At 60.7% G+C, this 17,102-nt stretch carries 15 protein-coding genes and 1 pseudogene; 15 read left to right on the forward strand and 1 reads right to left on the reverse strand.

Annotated elements, in window-relative coordinates:
• The first annotated feature begins 100 nt into the window (after nucleotides 1–100).
• From ASC86_RS08830 to ASC86_RS08890, 13 genes are all read left to right on the forward strand, one after another.
• Nucleotides 101–730 (forward strand): ABC transporter ATP-binding protein, encoded by a 630-nt coding sequence (locus tag ASC86_RS08830; RefSeq protein WP_056319331.1) that lies wholly within the window; start codon nucleotides 101–103, stop codon nucleotides 728–730.
• A 2-nt stretch (nucleotides 731–732) separates the two neighbouring features.
• Nucleotides 733–1,668 carry an ABC transporter permease gene (locus tag ASC86_RS08835; RefSeq protein WP_056319333.1) on the forward strand — a complete coding sequence of 312 codons (936 nt, stop codon included), beginning with the start codon at nucleotides 733–735 and terminating at the stop codon, nucleotides 1,666–1,668.
• On the forward strand, nucleotides 1,661–2,497 hold the full coding sequence (locus tag ASC86_RS08840; protein ID WP_056319335.1) for an ABC transporter permease: 837 nt from the start codon (nucleotides 1,661–1,663) through the stop codon (nucleotides 2,495–2,497). The genes ASC86_RS08835 and ASC86_RS08840 overlap by 8 nt, the downstream gene beginning before the upstream one ends.
• 71 nt (nucleotides 2,498–2,568) lie before the next feature.
• Nucleotides 2,569–3,570, forward strand: coding sequence for an extracellular solute-binding protein (locus tag ASC86_RS08845; RefSeq protein WP_056319390.1), 1,002 nt, complete (start codon nucleotides 2,569–2,571; stop codon nucleotides 3,568–3,570).
• 84 nt (nucleotides 3,571–3,654) lie between these two features.
• Nucleotides 3,655–4,128: a carbon-nitrogen hydrolase family protein gene (locus ASC86_RS08850; RefSeq protein WP_082509970.1), complete on the forward strand. Its 474-nt coding sequence runs from the start codon at nucleotides 3,655–3,657 to the stop codon at nucleotides 4,126–4,128.
• Between the two features lie 476 nt (nucleotides 4,129–4,604).
• Complete coding sequence (locus tag ASC86_RS08855; protein WP_056319343.1) at nucleotides 4,605–5,948, forward strand: FAD-binding oxidoreductase; 1,344 nt, start codon at nucleotides 4,605–4,607, stop codon at nucleotides 5,946–5,948.
• A 1,226-nt stretch (nucleotides 5,949–7,174) separates the two neighbouring features.
• The gene (locus ASC86_RS08860) at nucleotides 7,175–7,939 is read left to right on the forward strand and encodes an amino acid ABC transporter ATP-binding protein (RefSeq protein WP_056319391.1); all 765 of its coding nucleotides are present in this window, start codon (nucleotides 7,175–7,177) and stop codon (nucleotides 7,937–7,939) included.
• On the forward strand, nucleotides 7,936–8,580 hold the full coding sequence (locus ASC86_RS08865) for an amino acid ABC transporter permease (RefSeq protein ID WP_056319345.1): 645 nt from the start codon (nucleotides 7,936–7,938) through the stop codon (nucleotides 8,578–8,580). Before ASC86_RS08860 ends, ASC86_RS08865 begins: the two co-directional genes overlap by 4 nt.
• Entirely contained in the window at nucleotides 8,580–9,242 is a 663-nt protein-coding gene (locus ASC86_RS08870) for an amino acid ABC transporter permease (RefSeq protein WP_056319347.1), read from the forward strand. Before ASC86_RS08865 ends, ASC86_RS08870 begins: the two co-directional genes overlap by 1 nt.
• Nucleotides 9,243–9,264: 22 nt before the next feature.
• On the forward strand, nucleotides 9,265–10,104 hold the full coding sequence (locus tag ASC86_RS08875; RefSeq protein ID WP_056319350.1) for a transporter substrate-binding domain-containing protein: 840 nt from the start codon (nucleotides 9,265–9,267) through the stop codon (nucleotides 10,102–10,104).
• Between the two features lie 65 nt (nucleotides 10,105–10,169).
• Entirely contained in the window at nucleotides 10,170–10,904 is a 735-nt protein-coding gene (locus ASC86_RS08880) for an aspartate/glutamate racemase family protein (protein ID WP_056319352.1), read from the forward strand.
• A gap of 34 nt (nucleotides 10,905–10,938) precedes the next feature.
• Nucleotides 10,939–12,069 (forward strand): aldo/keto reductase, encoded by a 1,131-nt coding sequence (locus ASC86_RS08885; RefSeq protein WP_056319355.1) that lies wholly within the window; start codon nucleotides 10,939–10,941, stop codon nucleotides 12,067–12,069.
• 30 nt (nucleotides 12,070–12,099) lie between these two features.
• Nucleotides 12,100–13,383, forward strand: coding sequence for an FAD-binding oxidoreductase (locus ASC86_RS08890; RefSeq protein ID WP_056319357.1), 1,284 nt, complete (start codon nucleotides 12,100–12,102; stop codon nucleotides 13,381–13,383).
• A 107-nt stretch (nucleotides 13,384–13,490) separates the two neighbouring features.
• Here ASC86_RS08890 and ASC86_RS08895 read toward each other — a convergent pair whose 3' ends face one another.
• Entirely contained in the window at nucleotides 13,491–14,426 is a 936-nt protein-coding gene (locus tag ASC86_RS08895; protein WP_056319359.1) for a LysR substrate-binding domain-containing protein, read from the reverse strand.
• Between the two features lie 94 nt (nucleotides 14,427–14,520).
• Between ASC86_RS08895 and ASC86_RS08900 the strand changes: the two genes are divergently transcribed.
• Together ASC86_RS08900 and ASC86_RS26535 are read left to right on the forward strand one after the other, a co-directional pair.
• Nucleotides 14,521–16,962: an FAD-dependent oxidoreductase gene (locus ASC86_RS08900; RefSeq protein ID WP_056319362.1), complete on the forward strand. Its 2,442-nt coding sequence runs from the start codon at nucleotides 14,521–14,523 to the stop codon at nucleotides 16,960–16,962.
• Nucleotides 16,963–16,974: 12 nt separating this feature from the next.
• Nucleotides 16,975–17,102: pseudogene (locus ASC86_RS26535) on the forward strand (electron transfer flavoprotein subunit beta/FixA family protein); the annotation flags it as partial.

A 17,102-nucleotide genomic window follows, 5' to 3' on the forward strand; every position in this document is an offset into this window, starting at 1 on the left:
TGAGATAGAAGCTGGAGGCGGCGTGATGTTTTCCTTGAAATGGGCAACCAGCCTGCCCGATTTCAGGTAGTGTGACAGGTGAAGTTCCCTTGCGCGCGCCTTGGCGCCGCGTCCCAAGCTCCTCCTGCTGGACGAGCCGCTGTCAGCGCTGGACTACAAGTTGCGCAAGGAAATGCAGGTGGAACTGAAGTGTCTGCAGCACCAGACCGGCGTCACCTTCGTCTTTGTTACCCACGATCAAGACGAGGCGCTCGGCATGTCCGATCGGATCGCGGTGATGGACAGGGGACGTGTGTTGCAGGTGGGCACGCCAAAGGACATTTACGGCCGTCCCGCGAACCGCATCGTGGCAAACTTCATCGGCGAGAGCAGTTTCTTCGATGGCACCGTGGGTTCGGTCGAAGCGGGGCGGGCAACGGTCGTTTTGCCGTCTGGTGCGACCCTCGTCACCCGAGATGCAGGGAACGTCACTGCCGGCGCGGCCGTGACGCTGGCGATCCGGCCGGAACATGCCGAACCGACACTCCGCCGGCCGGGTGCGGGGCTCGCCGGCACGATTGAAACGGCGGTCTACCGCGGAACGGATACGCATTACCGCGTTCGCTTGAGCGACGGAGCGCTATTTGCCGTGCGCCGGCAGAATGCGGACTTCGAGACGGCAGTGCCTGAGACAGGGGCGGCCGTCAGCGTGATCGTTCCGAACGGCCTGATTCAGGTTTTGAAGAGTTGATCATGGCGGATCGGGTTTTCGATGCGGCAGCTACAAACGGACTTCCACGGCATGAACGTCGGGCGGTGTTCGTGCAGCGCTTGCTGACCATGCCGGCGCTGATCGTCATCGGCATATTCGGCGTGGTGCCGCTCGTCATAGCGCTGGCCTATTCCTTTCTGGAACCGGCGCCCTATGGCGGCGTCGAATGGCGATTTTCAACTGATGCCTATGTCAGCCTCCTTTTTCAGAAGGATCTCTTCGACGAGACATGGAGCTTCGTTCCGGACTATCTGCTGATCTTCTGGCGAACCGTCGTCTACGCTTTCTTGATCACCGTCATCTGTCTGCTCCTCGGCTTCCCGACTGCCTATTTTATGGCGACGCGACTGCCGGCACAACGCAATCGCTGGGTGTTGCTCGTCACGATTCCGTTCTGGTCCAACATGCTGATCCGCATCATGGCAATCATGCTGATCATCCGCGATCAGGGGCTGATAAACGGCTTCCTGATCAAGATCGGTCTGATCGACCAGCCGATTCCGATGCTCTATCCCGATTTCGCCATTGTGCTCGGGCTGTTCTACAGCTTCCTCCCATTGATGGTCCTGCCGCTGTTTTCGAGCCTCGAAAGGTTCGATCTCCGTCTCGTCGAAGCCGGCCTCGATCTATACGCGACGCGACGCAAAGTGCTGACCCGGATTGTCATTCCGCTCGCCAAACCCGGCATCATCGCCGGTTGTATTCTGGTGTTCATTCCCGCGCTCGGAGCCTACTCCATTCCACTCATTCTCGGCGCCGGAACGCGGATGATGGCAGGTAATCTCATTGCACTGCAATTCGGGTCCTCGCGGAACTGGCCGCTCGGCGCAGCACAAGCCGCCCTTCTGATGACGGGTGTAATCGCAGCCCTGATTTTTCATCCCCGCAAGGGCGCAGGCAAGGTGGATCATGGTTGAAGCTCCCTCACAGGCACATCGCCGCAGGCGCGGCGTCCTTGATGTCACGGGACAGCCGGGCTTCAGAACGATCGCTTCCATCTGCATTGGCATTCTCTATGCACCCTTAGTGGTGCTGGTGCTGCTGTCATTCAATACATCCGACCTGTTGACGCAGTTCGACGGCTTGAGCCTTCAATGGTATCGATTGGCCCTCGCCAATCGCGATTTTTACGAGGCGGCGAAGAACACGCTGATCGTCGCTACGGCCACGACGGCTGCGACTGTGCTGGCAACTGCGGCGGCCCTCGGAATGACACGAGCGTTGCGTGCCTGGCGCGGGCAAACCGCGGCTTACACGGTGATCAATCTTCCGCTGATGGTGCCTGAAATCGTCGTGGCCATCGCGACGCTCGCCTTCTTCTCGGTGCTGTCTTCGTCGCTTGGTATCTCGTTTGGGTTCGGCAACCTCATCCTTACCCACACCGTATTCTGTATTCCTGTCGCCTACATGCCGATCCGCGCTCGACTGGCCGGTATGGATACGAGCCTTGATCAGGCCGCTGCCGACCTCTACGCCACGCCTTGGCATGCTTTCCGGCGAGTGACGCTACCGCTGCTCGCGCCTGGCATCATTGCCGGAGCAGCCCTCGCCTTTATCATCTCGTTCGACAATTTCACCATCAGCCAGTTTGTCGCCGGCCCGGGGCAATCCACTCTGCCCCTCTACATCTGGGGAATGATCCGGAAGCCGATCACGCCAGAAGTCAACGCAATGTGTTCGCTGCTGCTGGCAATATCCATTCTCTTCATCTTTGCCTCGTCCCTTATCTCCCGCAGGCGGAACTGACTGACGAGGCCGGGGGCGTCACCCGAAAATAAATCCAATCAACGACTTGTCTGGAGGAAACCATGATCTTGATGAAACATACAATTTGCGCGGGCATTCTGTCGGCGTTGTCGATCGGCTCGGCGGACGCGGTCGGCGAGTTGCGTATTTTCAATTCGAACAATTATACGAATCCCAAGCTGATCGAGAAATTCGAGAAGGAATACGACGTCTCGGTGACACTCGACACGTTCGCGTCGAACGACAACATGCTGACGAAGGTTCGCGCCGGCAATACAGGGTATGATGTCGTTGTCGGCAGCGACTATGCCATCAAGGTTCTGGTCGATGGCGGGCTGCTGCTCGAGACTGATCCGAACGCGATGGAGAACTTCAAGAACGTCGACCCCAAATTGATCGACGTCTACTGGGACCCCGGCCGGCGCTACTCGACTCCGTGGCAGATGGGCATCAAGGCCATCGCGATAAATACGGATAAGTACAAGGGGCCTGCCGACGGCCTCAACCTGCTCTTCGATCCGCCGGAAGAACTGCGCGGGCGCATCAACATGCTCGACGACATGACGACCGTGATGCATACCGCCGAACGCTATCTCGGTTTTCCCAGCTGCACGGCGGACAAGGCGCAATTGAAGGCGATCAACGACCTGCTCCTGCGCGCAAAGCCTTTCTGGCGGACGTTGAGCTACGAGGTGATGGATAAGATGATCGCCGGTGACGTCGACGTATCGCAATCCTGGACAGGGGCCACTTATCGCCTGCGTCAGAAATCGCCCGCCGTGAAGTTCGTCTACACGAAAGAAATCATGGAAGCCTGGGCCGACAACGTTGTCGTGCTCAAGAAGGCGCCGAACGCCGACAACGCGAAGCTCTTCCAGAATTTTCTCATGGCGCCTGAAAATGCAGCGCTGGTTTCCGAATTCGCGGGCTATGACAGCGGCATCATCGGTAGCCTGAAGTTCCTTGCACCTGAGTTTGCCAACGCGCTGGAAATGAACCCTCCCGCCGATGCAAGGTCGGAGTTTGTCCCGCCCTGCCCGCAGGACGTCGTTGCAATGTACAACCGCATCTGAACGAACGTGACCAAATGAAAACGTGGGATCCCGCGGCTGTGGGATCTACGACTATCTATTTTCCCATATTCGAAAGAACTAACCATGAGTAGTTTCCGAATCTGCTGTCTTCAACTGGAGTTGACGACAGCAGATAATTTCGACCTCATTGCCAAAGAGGTCCGCTACGCCAAGATGCTTTTCCCTAAGCTGGATATGGTTGCCTTTGGGGAACTGGCCACCTGGGGCCTGGACAGCACCAAGGCGGAGACGCTTCCAGGCCCGACGGAAACAAAGTATTACGAGCTAGCCCGTGAACTCGGTATCTGGCTCATTCCAGGCTCACTCTATGAAAAGTCCGGCGACCTGATCCACAATGCGGCTTCGGTCATCGATCCCGATGGCCGGGGCGTCACGCTTTATCGCAAGATGTTTCCCTGGATGCCCTTCGAATCGAAAACTACCCCCGGCGAAGACTTCGTTGTTTTCGATATTCCCGGTCAGGGCCGTATCGGCCTGTCGATCTGCTACGACAATTCGTTCCCGGAGGTGGCGCGCGGCCTGGCGCCGAGGCCATAATCAACGTCACCGCAACCTACACCTTCGATCGCTATGTCGAAGCATCAATCGCGCAGGCCAACGCCTTCATCAATCATTGCTATGTTCTGGATATCTGCAACACCGGCAAGATCGGCCGCGGCCTATCCAATATTATCGGTCCGGACGGCGACGTCATCTATCGGGCTGGCAGCGTCCAGTAAATCATCCCCGTGACAATCGACTTTCAGAGGGCCCGTACCGCGCGGGAAGATGGTGCCTTTGGCCTGTCGCCAGACCTGCGCAATCTTGCTCGCTCGACGGTAAAGTTCCCGCAGTTCGGCGGACGCTCCATTGTCGGAACTCCCGCCGCCTTTACCGACGAGCAGCGCACCTCCAAAAATGGGATTGAGAGATAGCCCGTAACTTCCGAACAGTGCGGCCCAAGCTATCGACCAGAGCGTGATGGTGGCGCAGCCGCAACGGAGACTATCGAGACAGGTGTGGGCAGGCAGCCGATGAAACAGCAGTTTAACAATCTCTCGACAACGCCGTTTTGGTGGGAGGCGGCTCCGCCTGAAGACGGTCTTGGCGCCGACGCATTGATGGATTGTGATATTCTCATCATCGGCGCTGGTTTCACCGGACTTAATGCCGCAATTACCCTGGCGGAATACGGGGCCGGAAAGATTGTCGTCGTCGATAAAATGCGTCTCGGGGAGGGCGCAAGCTCCCGCAATGGTGGGCAGTTGCGCAGTGCGTCGAAGTCAAGCGATGAGCAACGGTGTAAAAGGTTCGGGAGAGAAATAGGGCTCCGCGTAGCGGAGGACTTCCGAGCCAGTTTACCGTTCTTTCTTGAACGGGTGCGGACGCTCGGTATCGAATGTCATGTGGATATGAGCGGCTTGTTGATGGGTGCCCACACCACGGCTCACTACAAAGCCGGGGAACGCCGCTGGCAAAGTCTGGCGGATGAACAGAAACAACGCGAATGGCCCGTGTCGCCCGACCGAATGCAGGAAGAAATTGCCACGGGTGCTTACCGCGGCGGATATGTCAGCCTCGATGCCGGTTTGGTCCATCCAGCGCTTTATCACAAGGGATTGCGCGATCGTGCCCGGGCTCTCGGCGTGTCACTGCATTCCGGTGTGGAAATGGTGAAAATAACGCGCGGCAGGCGTGATTTCCGAGTTCATTTTGCCGGCAACCGGTCTATCCAGGCGCAACGGATCATTTCCGGCCCGAATGGTTATGTCGATGCTGCCCAGCCATGGCTGCAACGGCGGTTGGTGCCAGTACAAAGCTACATGATCGCCACGGAAGAGCTCGATGAAGATCTGGTAAGTGCGTTGATTCCTAAGGATCGTGCCGTCGCTGATACAAAGAAAGTCCTCAACTACTACCGTAAATCGCCCGACGGTAGACGTGTGCTGTTTGGCGGTAGGGTAAGCTTTGCAGCTATCGATGAGCATCAATCGGCTGCCGGGCTCTACAAGTTAATGACAGCGGTGTTCCCGCAAATCAAGGGATGCAAGTTGACCCATTCGTGGCGCGGGAATGTGGCCTTCACGCTTGACTGGCTACCCTATATTGGATGCCACGATGGCGTCTATTATGCCTGCGGTTACAATGGAAATGGGGTCGTTATGGGGAGCTATCTCGGTGATCGCATTGCCAGGATGGTGCTGGCAGACGGGAAAAGCGTTTACGGTCTCGATCAGATCCGTTTTTCGGCCCTTCCCGGTTACGCGGGCAATCCATGGTTCCTGCCGGTGGTCGGAACCGCTTATAGAGCACAGGATCACTTGAGCCGAATGTTGGATCGGGGATGGCCTCCAATTTCGGAGCGTATCAAAAGATAGCTAGCAGACTAGAGCAAAACTGCTCAGCATGACGCACCGTCGTTTCACCTCTGTTCAAGTGTGAGTCCGCGTCGTGGTGTGGTGCTTAAACCCCACGCCGATTCACAGGCCGAGGCGCGGGCATCTGCGGCCGCGCCACCTTCGGGTCAGTTTTTCAGCCCTGCTTCATAGCGTTCCAATGAGCGATGATGTGTTGGGCGAGTGCATTGCCGACCAGAAAGGCGTTCTGGGTTGCAGGGCTGAAGCTGCCTAACTTCGCCATTAGGGACCCTGCCGTGCTTTGTAGGCGCGGTAGTTCTGGAGATCGGCGGCTCCGAAGTTTTCCTTGGCACTAAGGCTCTAATCGCTGCCGGATGAAAGTTCAGTGGCAGGTTACGATAGTTGCATCTGCTCTGCTTTGCGCAAACAAAGCGTAGGCTGACATGTCGCCCATTGCGAACTTTACGCCCGATACGCATTGGTCAATGCGGGCATGTCTACGCTGAGCCCTGTTTCGCATTTGGGCGGCCGCTTCTTTCCAGAAACCTGGCGCTCTCGCCGTGCTAGGTACTTGCTTTGCGGAGATATTCTACCTCAGAGACATGCAATGAATTACTGGCTCATTGATCCAGATCTCTGCAAGAGCACCGGCTGAAACGAGTGTCCCATTATGCCTCCGCAAAGGCAGCCACGTGCTGTCCCCATGACCTCGCGGGGTGTTCGAGCAGCCGGTTTGCGGTGAGAAGGTTGGCCCTTCCCCAAACGCGCCATCCACACTGAAGTACCCTGCGAAATTTTGGTCTTGGATGACCGACAACCAGGGTACAGGCGGCGATGGTGCATTTGAGTTCCTGCGCAAGCGTGAATCGACCTGCCGTGCACGAATAGCGTCGGAGGCAGCCGACAAGATCAGAGCCGCCATGTAGTCGCTTTGAAGGCGGCGGAGCGATGGTCTTCGCCGTCCGCCTTTTGACGGCACCATAACTTCAGGTTTGGCGTGTCGGCAATTTTTTACCCCTGCTCAACGCGGGGCAGAATGCTAACATTCCTCGAAAGAACAACGGGAACGCGGCCGGAAACGGAACTCCGACGGCCAACTCACACGAAGCAGTTTAGGCGAATAACCAGCCCGCAAAGCGGCGCGCGGACTGCAGTTGCATGGGGGATCAGATGATATGGACGGTGCCATCCTCTACATCGGAGGTGAAGATCGACCTCGTGCCGGATCGCGCGAGGTGCAACCCGAGATGACTGCCACGTCGGACAACGTGCTCATTCGTCTCAAGTCCCTGAGCAAGCACTATGGAACCCACACCGTCCTTGACGGCATCGACCTCGAGGTGCGTTCGGGGGAGGTGCTCGCCATCATAGGGCCAAGCGGTTCCGGCAAGAGCACGCTCCTGCGTTGCATCAACTGTCTCGAGCGGCCGGACGGCGGGACGATCTCGATCGGGTCGACGACGATCGATGCGGCGCGCGCCGTTGCGCGTGCCGAACTTTCCGGCTTGCGCCGGCGGGTTGGCATGGTGTTCCAGTCGTTCAATCTCTTCCCGCATATGTCTGTGCTGCGCAATGTCAGCCTTGCCCAGGAGCGCGTTCTCGGCCGCAGTCGCAAGGAGGCCGACGAGCGTTCCATGCAGCTCCTCAAACGTGTCGGCCTGGATGACAAGGCCGGGCAATATCCGGTGCGGTGTTCGGGCGGCCAGCAGCAGCGCATCGCCATTGCGCGCTCGCTGGCGCTTGATCCGGATATCATGCTCTTCGACGAGCCGACCTCGGCGCTCGACCCAGAGCTCGGTCTTGAGGTTCTCGCCGTTATGCGTGAACTTGCTGAAAGCGGCATGACCATGATCGTCGTCACCCATGAAATGGGGTTTGCCGAGAACGTCTCCGATACGGTCATGATCATGGCCGATGGCCACATCGTCGAGATGGGGCCGTCCAAGGACGTTATGCGCAATCCGCAGCAGGAGCGGACGAAACGCTTCCTTCGCGCGGTGCACGATCGATGAGCCTGACGGACCTGTTGCCCCTCCTGCGCGGCCTCACCTGGACGGTCGCGCTCACGGCCGGCGCGTTCCTCATTGGCGCCGTGCTCGGCGTACCGCTGCTTGCAGCCCGCCAGAGCCGGCTGCCGCCGTTGCGCTTCCTCGCCATGGTCATCATCCAGATCGTGCGCGCGATCCCGCCGATCCTCTGGCTCTTCATTATCTTCTTCGGCCTCGGCATGGGCGTGATGCCCATCAGCCCGTTCAACGCCGCGCTGGTGGGCCTCGGGCTGATCGCGGCCGCGAACATGGCGGAGATCTACCGTGGCGCGGTCGCATCGATCCATCACGGCCAGTTCGAGGCCTCCGCCGCGCTCGATCTCGGCCGCTGGTCGACCTTGCGCGACATCGTCGCACCGCAGGCCTTCCGCGTCGCGCTGCCTTCGGCGGCAAGCTATCTCATCGGCCTCATGAAGGAGACGGCGGTCGCCTCGACCATCGGCGTGGCGGAGCTTGCCTACCAGGGCAATCAACTGTCGCAGCTGACCTATCGCGGCCTTGAGGTTTTCGCGCTGGTGGGGCTGTTCTACGTGCTCCTGAGCCTTCCGATCGCATGGCTCTCGCGCGTTGCCGACGCTTATCTCCAAACTAAGGTGGCGCGCTGATGTTTCCGAGCTACGACGAAATCTCCGCATGGCTGCCGGACCTTCTCGGCGGACTGTCGATCAGCCTGCAGGTGACGGCCCTCAGCCTTCTCATCGGCATCCCCTTCGGCCTCCTCCTGGCGCTCGGTGTGCTGGCGAACAACCGCGTCGTGAAAGGCCTCAGCCTGTTTCTGGTCGAGATCGGCCGCGGCGCACCGGCGCTGGTGCTTCTGCAATTCATCTATTTCGGCCTGCCGACGACCGGATTGACACTTGGTTCCTATACGGCCGCCGTGATCGCGCTTGCCTGGAATACCGGCGCCTATACCAGCGAGATCATCCGCGCCAGCCTGCAATCGGTCGCCCATGGCCAGCGCGAGGCGGCGGTCGCGCTCGGCCTCAACCGGCTCGACGAGCTGCGGTATGTTCTCCTGCCGCAGGGGCTCCGTGTTGCCCTTCCGGCACTGCTCGGCTTCTCGATCCTGATCTTCCAGGGCACCTCGCTCTGCTTCACCATCGCCCTGCCGGAGCTGGTGAGCCGCGCCTATGAGATCGGCTCCACGACCTTCCGCTACTTCCCGGCACTGCTCTGTGCCGGCGTGCTCTACGCCAGCATCTCCATCCCCACCGCCCTGCTCGTCAATCACGTCGAGAAGCGTGCGGGCCTCTATGCTCACCGTTGACCCAACCTGAAAGGACGCCCGCATGCCCCGAATGAAGACCACGACGCAGTTCCTTCTCGCCGGCATCGCCGGTCTCGCACTCTCGGCGGGGATCGCCTCGGCTCAGGATTGCACGCCGAAGCATCAGTTCTCCACGGTTGAAGCCGGTACGCTGACGGTCGCAGTCACGACCTATGTTCCCCATTCCTTCGTCGACGACAGCGGCAACATGAAGGGTATCGATGGCGACATCGCCGCCGAATTCGCCAAGCGCGAATGCCTGAAGGTCAAGGCGATCGCCGTCGATCCGGCTGCCGCCATCCAGTATGTGCTCTCCGGGCAGGCGGATATCACCACCGGCGACTGGTATCGCACAGCCGAGCGCGCGAAGGTGATGAGCCTTTCCGCGCCGCTCTACACCGACCAGATGGGCATTTACTCGAAGCAAGGCTTCAAGACCGTCGCCGATCTCGAAGGCAAGCAGGTCGGTACGGTGCAAGGCTACCTCTGGGTCGCCGACCTGAAGAACCTGCTCGGCGGATCGCTGAAGCTCTATCCGAACTCCGTCAACATGCAACAGGATCTGAACTCCGGCCGCATCGATGTGGCCGTCGATGGCTACTCGACCGGTGTCGTGGCCGCCCAGAAAGGGGCACTTGGTGACGTGAAGGTCAACGTCGCTGCTCCGGATGAACGCGTGAAGGCGACCAAGGAAGCAGCGCAGGCGGCCTTCCCCTATTCGCTGAACGCCAAGGACCTTGGCGTCGCGCTCGATGCCGCGATTGCCGAAATGCATGCGGACGGCACGGTCGTCACTATCCTCAAGTCTTACGGCCTGGATGGCACCGCGGCGGATACGGGTGCGCCGCGCCTCGTCGAGTAACAACCAACAGGCGGGAGAGGGCACTCTCCCGCATTCCCCAGACATGGAAATCGGAGACGATAACGATGACTGTCTATACGGTCACGCGAAAGACGCAGTCGTGGTATGGCGAACAGATCGGCATCCTGATCCTCGATGCCGCCTATCCCTGCGTACCCGGCAATGTCGGCAATGCGACGACCTATGATTATCCCGTGCGCTTCCAGGAGGTGCGGGGCGCGTCGATCGACCGCCTGCTCAACCAGCGCGATCCTGCTTTGAAAGAAGTCTTCATCGAGGCTGCTGTCGAACTCCAGAACCGCGGCGTCAAGGCAATCACCGGTGCCTGCGGCTTCATGGCTTATTTCCAGGAGGAAGTTGCGGCAGCGGTCGAGGTTCCGGTCTTCCTTTCCAGTCTGATGCAGATACCCTTCATGCATGCTCTGTGCGGCGGGCGGGTCGGTGTCATCACCGCGAATGCCGCGCGGTTGACCCCGCGTCACTTCGCGGCCTGCAATGTCGCGGACCATGTGCCGTTGGCCATTGCCGGAATGGAGGGGCAGACGGAGTTTCGCGAGGCCATTCTCGAAGAGCGCGGAACACTGGATTCCGCCGCGATCGAGCGGGAAGTGACCGAGGTGGCGCGGCGTCTCGTGGAGGATAATCCCGATGTCCGCTCGATCCTGCTTGAGTGCAGCGACCTGCCGCCCTATGCCCATGCCGTGCAGGCGGCGACCGGCCGGCCGGTCTTCGACTTCATCACCATGATCAATTACGTGCAGCAGACTACCGCGCGCCGCCCCTATACGGGTGGCATGTAGTCCGGGCGCTTCTGGCAGAATGCAAGGACCGACGATGTCGCTTGATCACTACTATCTCCTCGGCCGTTCCGGATTGCGGGTGAGCCGGCTTGCGCTCGGCACCATGACCTTCGGCAATGCGGGCATCCGCGGTATCGGTGGCTCCTGGGGCAGTGACGAGGCGACCGCCCGCGCGATCTTCCATCGCTATGTCGAGGCCGGCGGCAATTTCATCGACACGGCGGATTCCTATGCCGGGGGCATGAGCGAGAGCCTCGTCGGCAGCTTCGTCGCCGAAGCCGGGCTTCGCGACCATCTGGTCATCGCCACGAAGTTCTCGAACAATGTCTCGCCGGGCAATCCGAATGCCGGCGGCAACGGGCGCAAGAATATCCTGCGCGCGGTCGATGCCTCGCTGAAGCGCCTGAAGACGGATTATATCGATCTCTATCTCCTGCACACCTGGGATCGCATGACCCCGGTGGAGGAGGTGATGCGCACGCTCGATGATCTCGTGCGTGCGGGAAAGATCCGGCATGCGGGCCTTTCCGACGTGCCCGGCTGGTATGCCGCACGGGCGCAAACCTGGGCGGAAGCCCATGCGCTGTCGCTGCCGATCAGCCTGCAGCTTCCCTATTCGCTGGTCGAACGCAGCATCGAGCACGAGTTCGTTCCACTCGCCGAAACGCTCGGGCTCGGCATCACTGCCTGGAGCCCGCTTGCCATGGGGCTGCTGTCCGGCAAGTACCGCTCCGGCGCGCAGGCGGGACGCCTTGCGTTCGATGCCTCCGGCACGGGCCTGGGACTTTTCAACGAGCGTAACGCCCGCATCGTCGCCGCTCTTGAGGAAGCAGCTGCGCAGGTCGGGCGCAGCATGGCGCAGGTGGCGCTCAACTGGGTCGTCAACCGACCAGGCGTTGCCGCCGCAATCATCGGTGCGAGCCGGCTCGAACAGCTGGACGACAATCTCGCTTCTCTCGATTTCGAGCTGGCCGCCGACCAGCGCGCCGCCCTCGATGCGGCCAGCGCCATCGATGCGCCCTATCCCTACAGCCTGTTTGCAGACGACTATCAGGCGGGCATCCTGAACACCGGCAGCTCTGTCGGCGAGAAACCGCGGACGTATCGTTCCGACATTTTCCTGCCGAAGGTGGCGGACTACGTCTTCGGTCAGCCGAAAAAGTAGAAATCATAGGCGACTGAAAGGACTGACGGCATGCTGAACGATCCTCGCTCCCACGGGCTTTGGGAAAAGACGGCGCCGGCCGCGCCAGTGACGCGGTCGCTTGATGGAAACGTGACTGCAGATGTCGTGATCGTCGGCGGTGGCTTCACAGGTATTTCGGCTGCCCTTCATCTTGCGGAAGCGGGGCGGCGCGCGGTCGTGCTCGAGGGTGCGGAAATCGGTTTCGGCGGTGCCGGCCGCAATGTCGGGCTGATCAATGCCGGCATGTGGGTCATGCCGGATGATCTTCCCGGCGAACTCGGCGACGTCCATGGCGAGCGCCTGCTCGACATGCTCGGCAACGCGCCGCGGCTCGTTATGGAGCTTATCGAACGACATGGCATCGCCTGCGAACTGGAGCGCAATGGCACCTTGCACTGCGCTGTCGGCGAGGCCGGTTTGAAGGAAATCACGGAACGGGCAGGCCAGTGGCAGCGGCGCGGTGCGCCGGTGACGCTGCTCGATGCGACCGAGACGGCAAAACGCATCGGTACCGCCGCCTATGCTGGATCGCTTCTCGACATGCGGGCAGGCACCCTGCAGCCGCTCGCCTATGTGCGCGGCCTGGCGAAGGCCGCGATCGCCGCCGGCGCAACCATCCATACGGCGTCTCGGGTCACGAGCTACGCACGTTCCGGCTCGCAGTGGACCGTGCGCACCGACGGCGGCTCCGTCACTGCGCCCTGGGTGATCGTATCGACGGATGCCTACAGCACAGGTCCCTGGGAAAGCGTGCGCCGCGAACAGGTGCATCTGCCCTACTTCAATCTGGCAACGCGGCCGCTCTCGCCCCGTCTCCTGTCCGCGATCCTGCCGGGGCGCGAGGGTGTCTGGGATACGAAGGAGATTCTTTCGTCGTTCCGCATGGACCGGGCCGGCAGGCTGGTTTTCGGCAGCGTCGGTGCATTGCGCAACACAGGCCGCGCCGTCCATGTCGCCTGGGCCAAGCGGGCGTTGAAGCGTCTTTTCCCCGCGCTGGGGCCTGTTGAATTCGAATGCGAATGGTTCGGCAAGATCGGCATGACGGACAATGCCCTGCCGCGCTTTCATCGTTTCGCCGAAAATGTCGTCGGTTTCTCCGGCTACAATGGCCGCGGCATCGCGCCGGGCACGGTTTTCGGTCGCACGTTGGCGCAGCTGGTCCTTGGCGGTATTGGAGAGACGGACCTGCCGTTGCCGCTGACCGATGCGAAGACACCAGCCCTTCGGCCTGTCAAGGAACTCTATTATGAGGCTGGCGCGCAGATTGCGCACTTTGCGGGTGAGCGATTCTAGAGTATGTCAGGTTCAGATTGAACCAAACATACTCTAGATTGTTTTGTTTTCGTTTGTCTTTTCGGGAAAACCGGCTCCCGCTTTTCCCTGACAAACTCTAAGGGCCCTCACTCCGCATTGTCTGAGGCGATGCAGGCGTCGGCGTTCTGTTCCATCAGCCAGTCGCGGAAGAGTTCGGTGCCGCGTTTCGGCGGGCGTTGCGCCGGCATGATGATGTGGACAGCCAGGCCCGAATGATAGGTCTCCTTCAGCGGGGCGACCAGCCTTCCGGCTTGCAGGTGCTCATTCACCAGGTGCTTCCAGCCAAGCGCAATGCCCTGGCCGCGCACTGCCGCCTCGATAGAGCCGAGCGCATCGGTGAAGACAAAATCCTGCTTCAGCTTTGCCACAGGGACCGCTTGGCGATCCAGCCATTCGCGCCAGCCCAGGCGCGTGCGGTGCCGCTCCTCGAAGTTCAGCAGTGTGTGCCGAAGCAGATCCGCCGGCTCGTGGATCGGTCCGTGTTGCTTCAGATAGTCCGGGCTGCACACCGGCAGCACCTCTTCCGTCACGAAGTGCCAGGAATGGATACCCGGCCACTTACCATTGCCGAGGCGGGCGGAAAGGTCGATGTCCTCCTCGACCAGATCCTGATCGTCGCGGCTGCTTTCCTCGATGCGCAGCGATACGTCCGGATGTTTGGCCTTGAAATCCCCCAACCGCGGCAGCAGCCAGAGCTGCACGAAGGACGCGGAAAAGGAGACACGCACGATATCTTGCGAATGCTTCTTCTGGAGGGAGGAAATCACCATGTGCAGATGGTCGAAGGCCTCCTGCGTTTCTTTGTAGAGCCGCTGACCATCTGCCGTCAGCTCCAGCCGCGTGTGGTCGCGGCGGAAAAGCTTCAGGCCCGTTGCCTCCTCCAGCAACCGGATCGTCTTGCTGACCGCCGGCTGGCTGACGTTCAGTTCCTGAGCTGCCGCTGTGAAGCTGCGCCTGCGGGCGGCGGCCTCGAAGCAGAAGAGGTAATTGGCGGACGGGATCAGGGAGCGGAGTCTGTGCATAATTTGAAGTTATGCCCCTCGACAATTTTTAGCAAGATTACAGCTTCCCGAGCCCTTTGTACGGTGCTGGAAATCAATTCGAGGGAACATTCACATGCAAACTCATGCTCGCGCCGTTGTCATTGGCGGCGGTTGTGTCGGCGTCGCCATTCTCTACGGTCTCACCAAGCGCGGCTGGACGGATGTCGCGCTGTTGGAACGCACGCAGCTTACCGCCGGCTCCACCTGGCACGCCGCCGGCCTCATTCCCTCCTATGCCCGCAGCATCAATATCGGCCGCATGATCGCCAAGACGATCGAGATCTACGAGGGCCTCGAAGCCGAGACCGGCCAGCATGTCGGCTGGCACAAATGCGGGCAGCTGCGCATCGCCAACACCCGCGACCGTCTCGACGAATACAAGAGCTACATGAGCGTCGCCGCCGTGCAGGGCATCCGCGCCGAACTGGTGACGCCCCAGGAGGCGCGCGACCTCTGGCCGCTGCTCGAAAACAACAAGGACATGCTCGCCGCGCTCTATCATCCTGACGACGGCCATATCGCTCCGGCCGACGTGACGCAGGCCATGGCCAAGGGTGCGCGCGACCGCGGCGCGAAGATCTACCTCAATACCGAGGTGAAGGGTTTCGAGCGTCTTGCCGGCGGCGAATGGAAGATCATCACCAACAATGGCGAGATCATCTGCGAGCACATCATCTCGGCGACCGGAAACTACGCCCGCCAGACCGGCGCGATGCTCGGCCTCGAAATCCCGGCCATCCCGATCCTGCATCAATACTGGATCACCGATGCCGTTCCGGAGATTATCGAGCGCAAGCGCCAGGGCCTGCCCGAAATGCCGATCCTGCGCGACGAAGGTTTTGAGGGCTATCTGCGCGAGGAAGGCGACGGCCTGATGTTCGGCCCCTATGAGAAGACCGAACACTTGAAGCTTTTCGCTGAAAACGGCGTACCGGAGTGGTTTGGCGCCGACCTCGTCGAAGAGGATTTCGACGCCGTCGCGTGGAATTGGGAAGCCGCGATGGAGATGGTTCCGGCGCTCGGCCGCGTCGGCATCAAGGCCAATGTCCGCGGCCCCTTCCAGATGACGGCTGACGAATTGCCACTGGTCGGTCCCGCCTGGGGGCTGGAAAATGTCTGGATCGCCGAGGGCGTACCAGGGGGCATCCTGTGGGGCGGTGCCATCGGCTATTATCTCTCCGAGCGCATCGTCGAGGGCGCCAACAGCCTCGATACATCAGAATTGGACCCGCGTCGCTTCGGCACCTACGCCAACAAGGAATGGACACGCCAGAAGGTGCGCGAAAGCTGGGGCACCCATGCCGAGCTGCACTACCCCGGCCAGGATATGCCCGCCGCCCGCCCGCAGAAGACTGCGCCATCCTACGATATTCTGTCGCAGCGCGGCGCCGTCTGGGGCGTATTGAACGGCTGGGAAGTGCCGAACTGGTTTGCGCCGGAAGGCGTGGAGGCCAAGGACCAGTACAGCTGGCGCTGGACGCAGAAGGGCCATTACGTCGCCGAAGAGGTGAAGGCGGTGCGCACCGCCGTCGGCCTCGTCGAGATGACGCCGATGACGAAGTTCGAAGTCTCTGGCCCCGGCGCGGAAGCCTGGCTCGACGGCATCCTTGCCAATCGCCTGCCAAAGGCCGGCCGCGTCAATCTCAGCCACCACCTGACGAAGAATGGTGGTGTGCAGGCCGAATATGTGGTGGCGCGCCTGGAAGACGGCAGCTTCTACCTGATCTCGACGCCGCGCGCCGAACGCTGGAATTTCGATGACCTGATGAAACTCCTGCCGAAGGACGGCAGCGTACAGCTTCGCAATGTCACCAACGAGCGCGGCTGCTTCACCGTCGTCGGTCCCAAGGCCCGCGAGGTGCTGCAGGGCCTGAGCGAGATGGACCTTTCAAACGAGGCGTTCCCATGGTTCGGCGTCAAGTCCGGCACGGTCGGCCTTGCGACCGACGTGCGGATGCTGCGCGTCAACTACGAAGGCGAACTCGGTTGGGAACTCTACCATCCGCTGCCCTACCAGCGGCAGTTGCTGCAGGCGATCCTCGCGGCGGGCGAGCCGCACGGCCTGCGCCTCGTCGGCTATCACGCACTGGAATCGCTGCGCCTCGAAAAGTCCTACCGCGCCATGTACCGCGACATGAACCCGGAACTGACGGCATGGGAAAGCAGCCTCGACCGCTTCATCCGGCTCGACAAGGGCGATTTCATCGGCAAGGCGGCGCTGGTGCGCCAGCAGCAGGAAGGCGTCAAAAACCGCTCGGTGACGATCGCCATCGATACCGACGATGCAAGCTCGCTCATTCATGAGGGCGTCTATCATGACGGCAAGCTCGTCGGACGCATCACCTCCGGCAGCTATGCCTACACGGTCGGTCACGACATCGCCTTCGCGTTGCTGCCCGTCGAGCTCGGCAGGCCCGGAACGGAGCTGGAAGTGCCGATCCTTGGGGAGCGCCGCAAGGCACGGGTGATCGCGGAATCGCCCTACGATCCCGAAGCCCTTCGCGGCCGCATGTAACGGAGTTAAACCATGAAAATCTTGGTCACGGTCAAACGTGTTGTCGACTACAACGTGAAGATCCGGGTTAAGCCGGATGGTTCGGGCGTCGAGCTTGCCAATGTGAAGATGTCGATGAACCCGTTCGACGAGATTTCGGG

The sequence above is a fragment of the Rhizobium sp. Root1212 genome, assembly GCF_001424985.1.
Lineage (GTDB): Bacteria > Pseudomonadota > Alphaproteobacteria > Rhizobiales > Rhizobiaceae > Pararhizobium.

Excerpts from the sequence above, each read along its gene's own strand:
- ASC86_RS08865 (WP_056319345.1), top strand. The coding sequence starts at position 7,936 with ATGAGCCTGACGGACCTGTTGCCCCTCCTGCGCGGCCTCACCTGGACG.
- ASC86_RS08870 (WP_056319347.1), top strand. The coding sequence starts at position 8,580 with ATGTTTCCGAGCTACGACGAAATCTCCGCATGGCTGCCGGACCTTCTC.
- ASC86_RS08860 (WP_056319391.1), top strand. The coding sequence starts at position 7,175 with ATGACTGCCACGTCGGACAACGTGCTCATTCGTCTCAAGTCCCTGAGC.
- ASC86_RS08835 (WP_056319333.1), top strand. The coding sequence starts at position 733 with ATGGCGGATCGGGTTTTCGATGCGGCAGCTACAAACGGACTTCCACGG.
- ASC86_RS08875 (WP_056319350.1), top strand. The coding sequence starts at position 9,265 with ATGCCCCGAATGAAGACCACGACGCAGTTCCTTCTCGCCGGCATCGCC.
- ASC86_RS08855 (WP_056319343.1), top strand. The coding sequence starts at position 4,605 with ATGAAACAGCAGTTTAACAATCTCTCGACAACGCCGTTTTGGTGGGAG.
- ASC86_RS08895 (WP_056319359.1), bottom strand. The coding sequence starts at position 14,426 with ATGCACAGACTCCGCTCCCTGATCCCGTCCGCCAATTACCTCTTCTGC.
- ASC86_RS08885 (WP_056319355.1), top strand. The coding sequence starts at position 10,939 with ATGTCGCTTGATCACTACTATCTCCTCGGCCGTTCCGGATTGCGGGTG.
- ASC86_RS08890 (WP_056319357.1), top strand. The coding sequence starts at position 12,100 with ATGCTGAACGATCCTCGCTCCCACGGGCTTTGGGAAAAGACGGCGCCG.
- ASC86_RS08840 (WP_056319335.1), top strand. The coding sequence starts at position 1,661 with ATGGTTGAAGCTCCCTCACAGGCACATCGCCGCAGGCGCGGCGTCCTT.
- ASC86_RS08880 (WP_056319352.1), top strand. The coding sequence starts at position 10,170 with ATGACTGTCTATACGGTCACGCGAAAGACGCAGTCGTGGTATGGCGAA.
- ASC86_RS08900 (WP_056319362.1), top strand. The coding sequence starts at position 14,521 with ATGCAAACTCATGCTCGCGCCGTTGTCATTGGCGGCGGTTGTGTCGGC.
- ASC86_RS08850 (WP_082509970.1), top strand. The coding sequence starts at position 3,655 with ATGAGTAGTTTCCGAATCTGCTGTCTTCAACTGGAGTTGACGACAGCA.
- ASC86_RS08845 (WP_056319390.1), top strand. The coding sequence starts at position 2,569 with ATGAAACATACAATTTGCGCGGGCATTCTGTCGGCGTTGTCGATCGGC.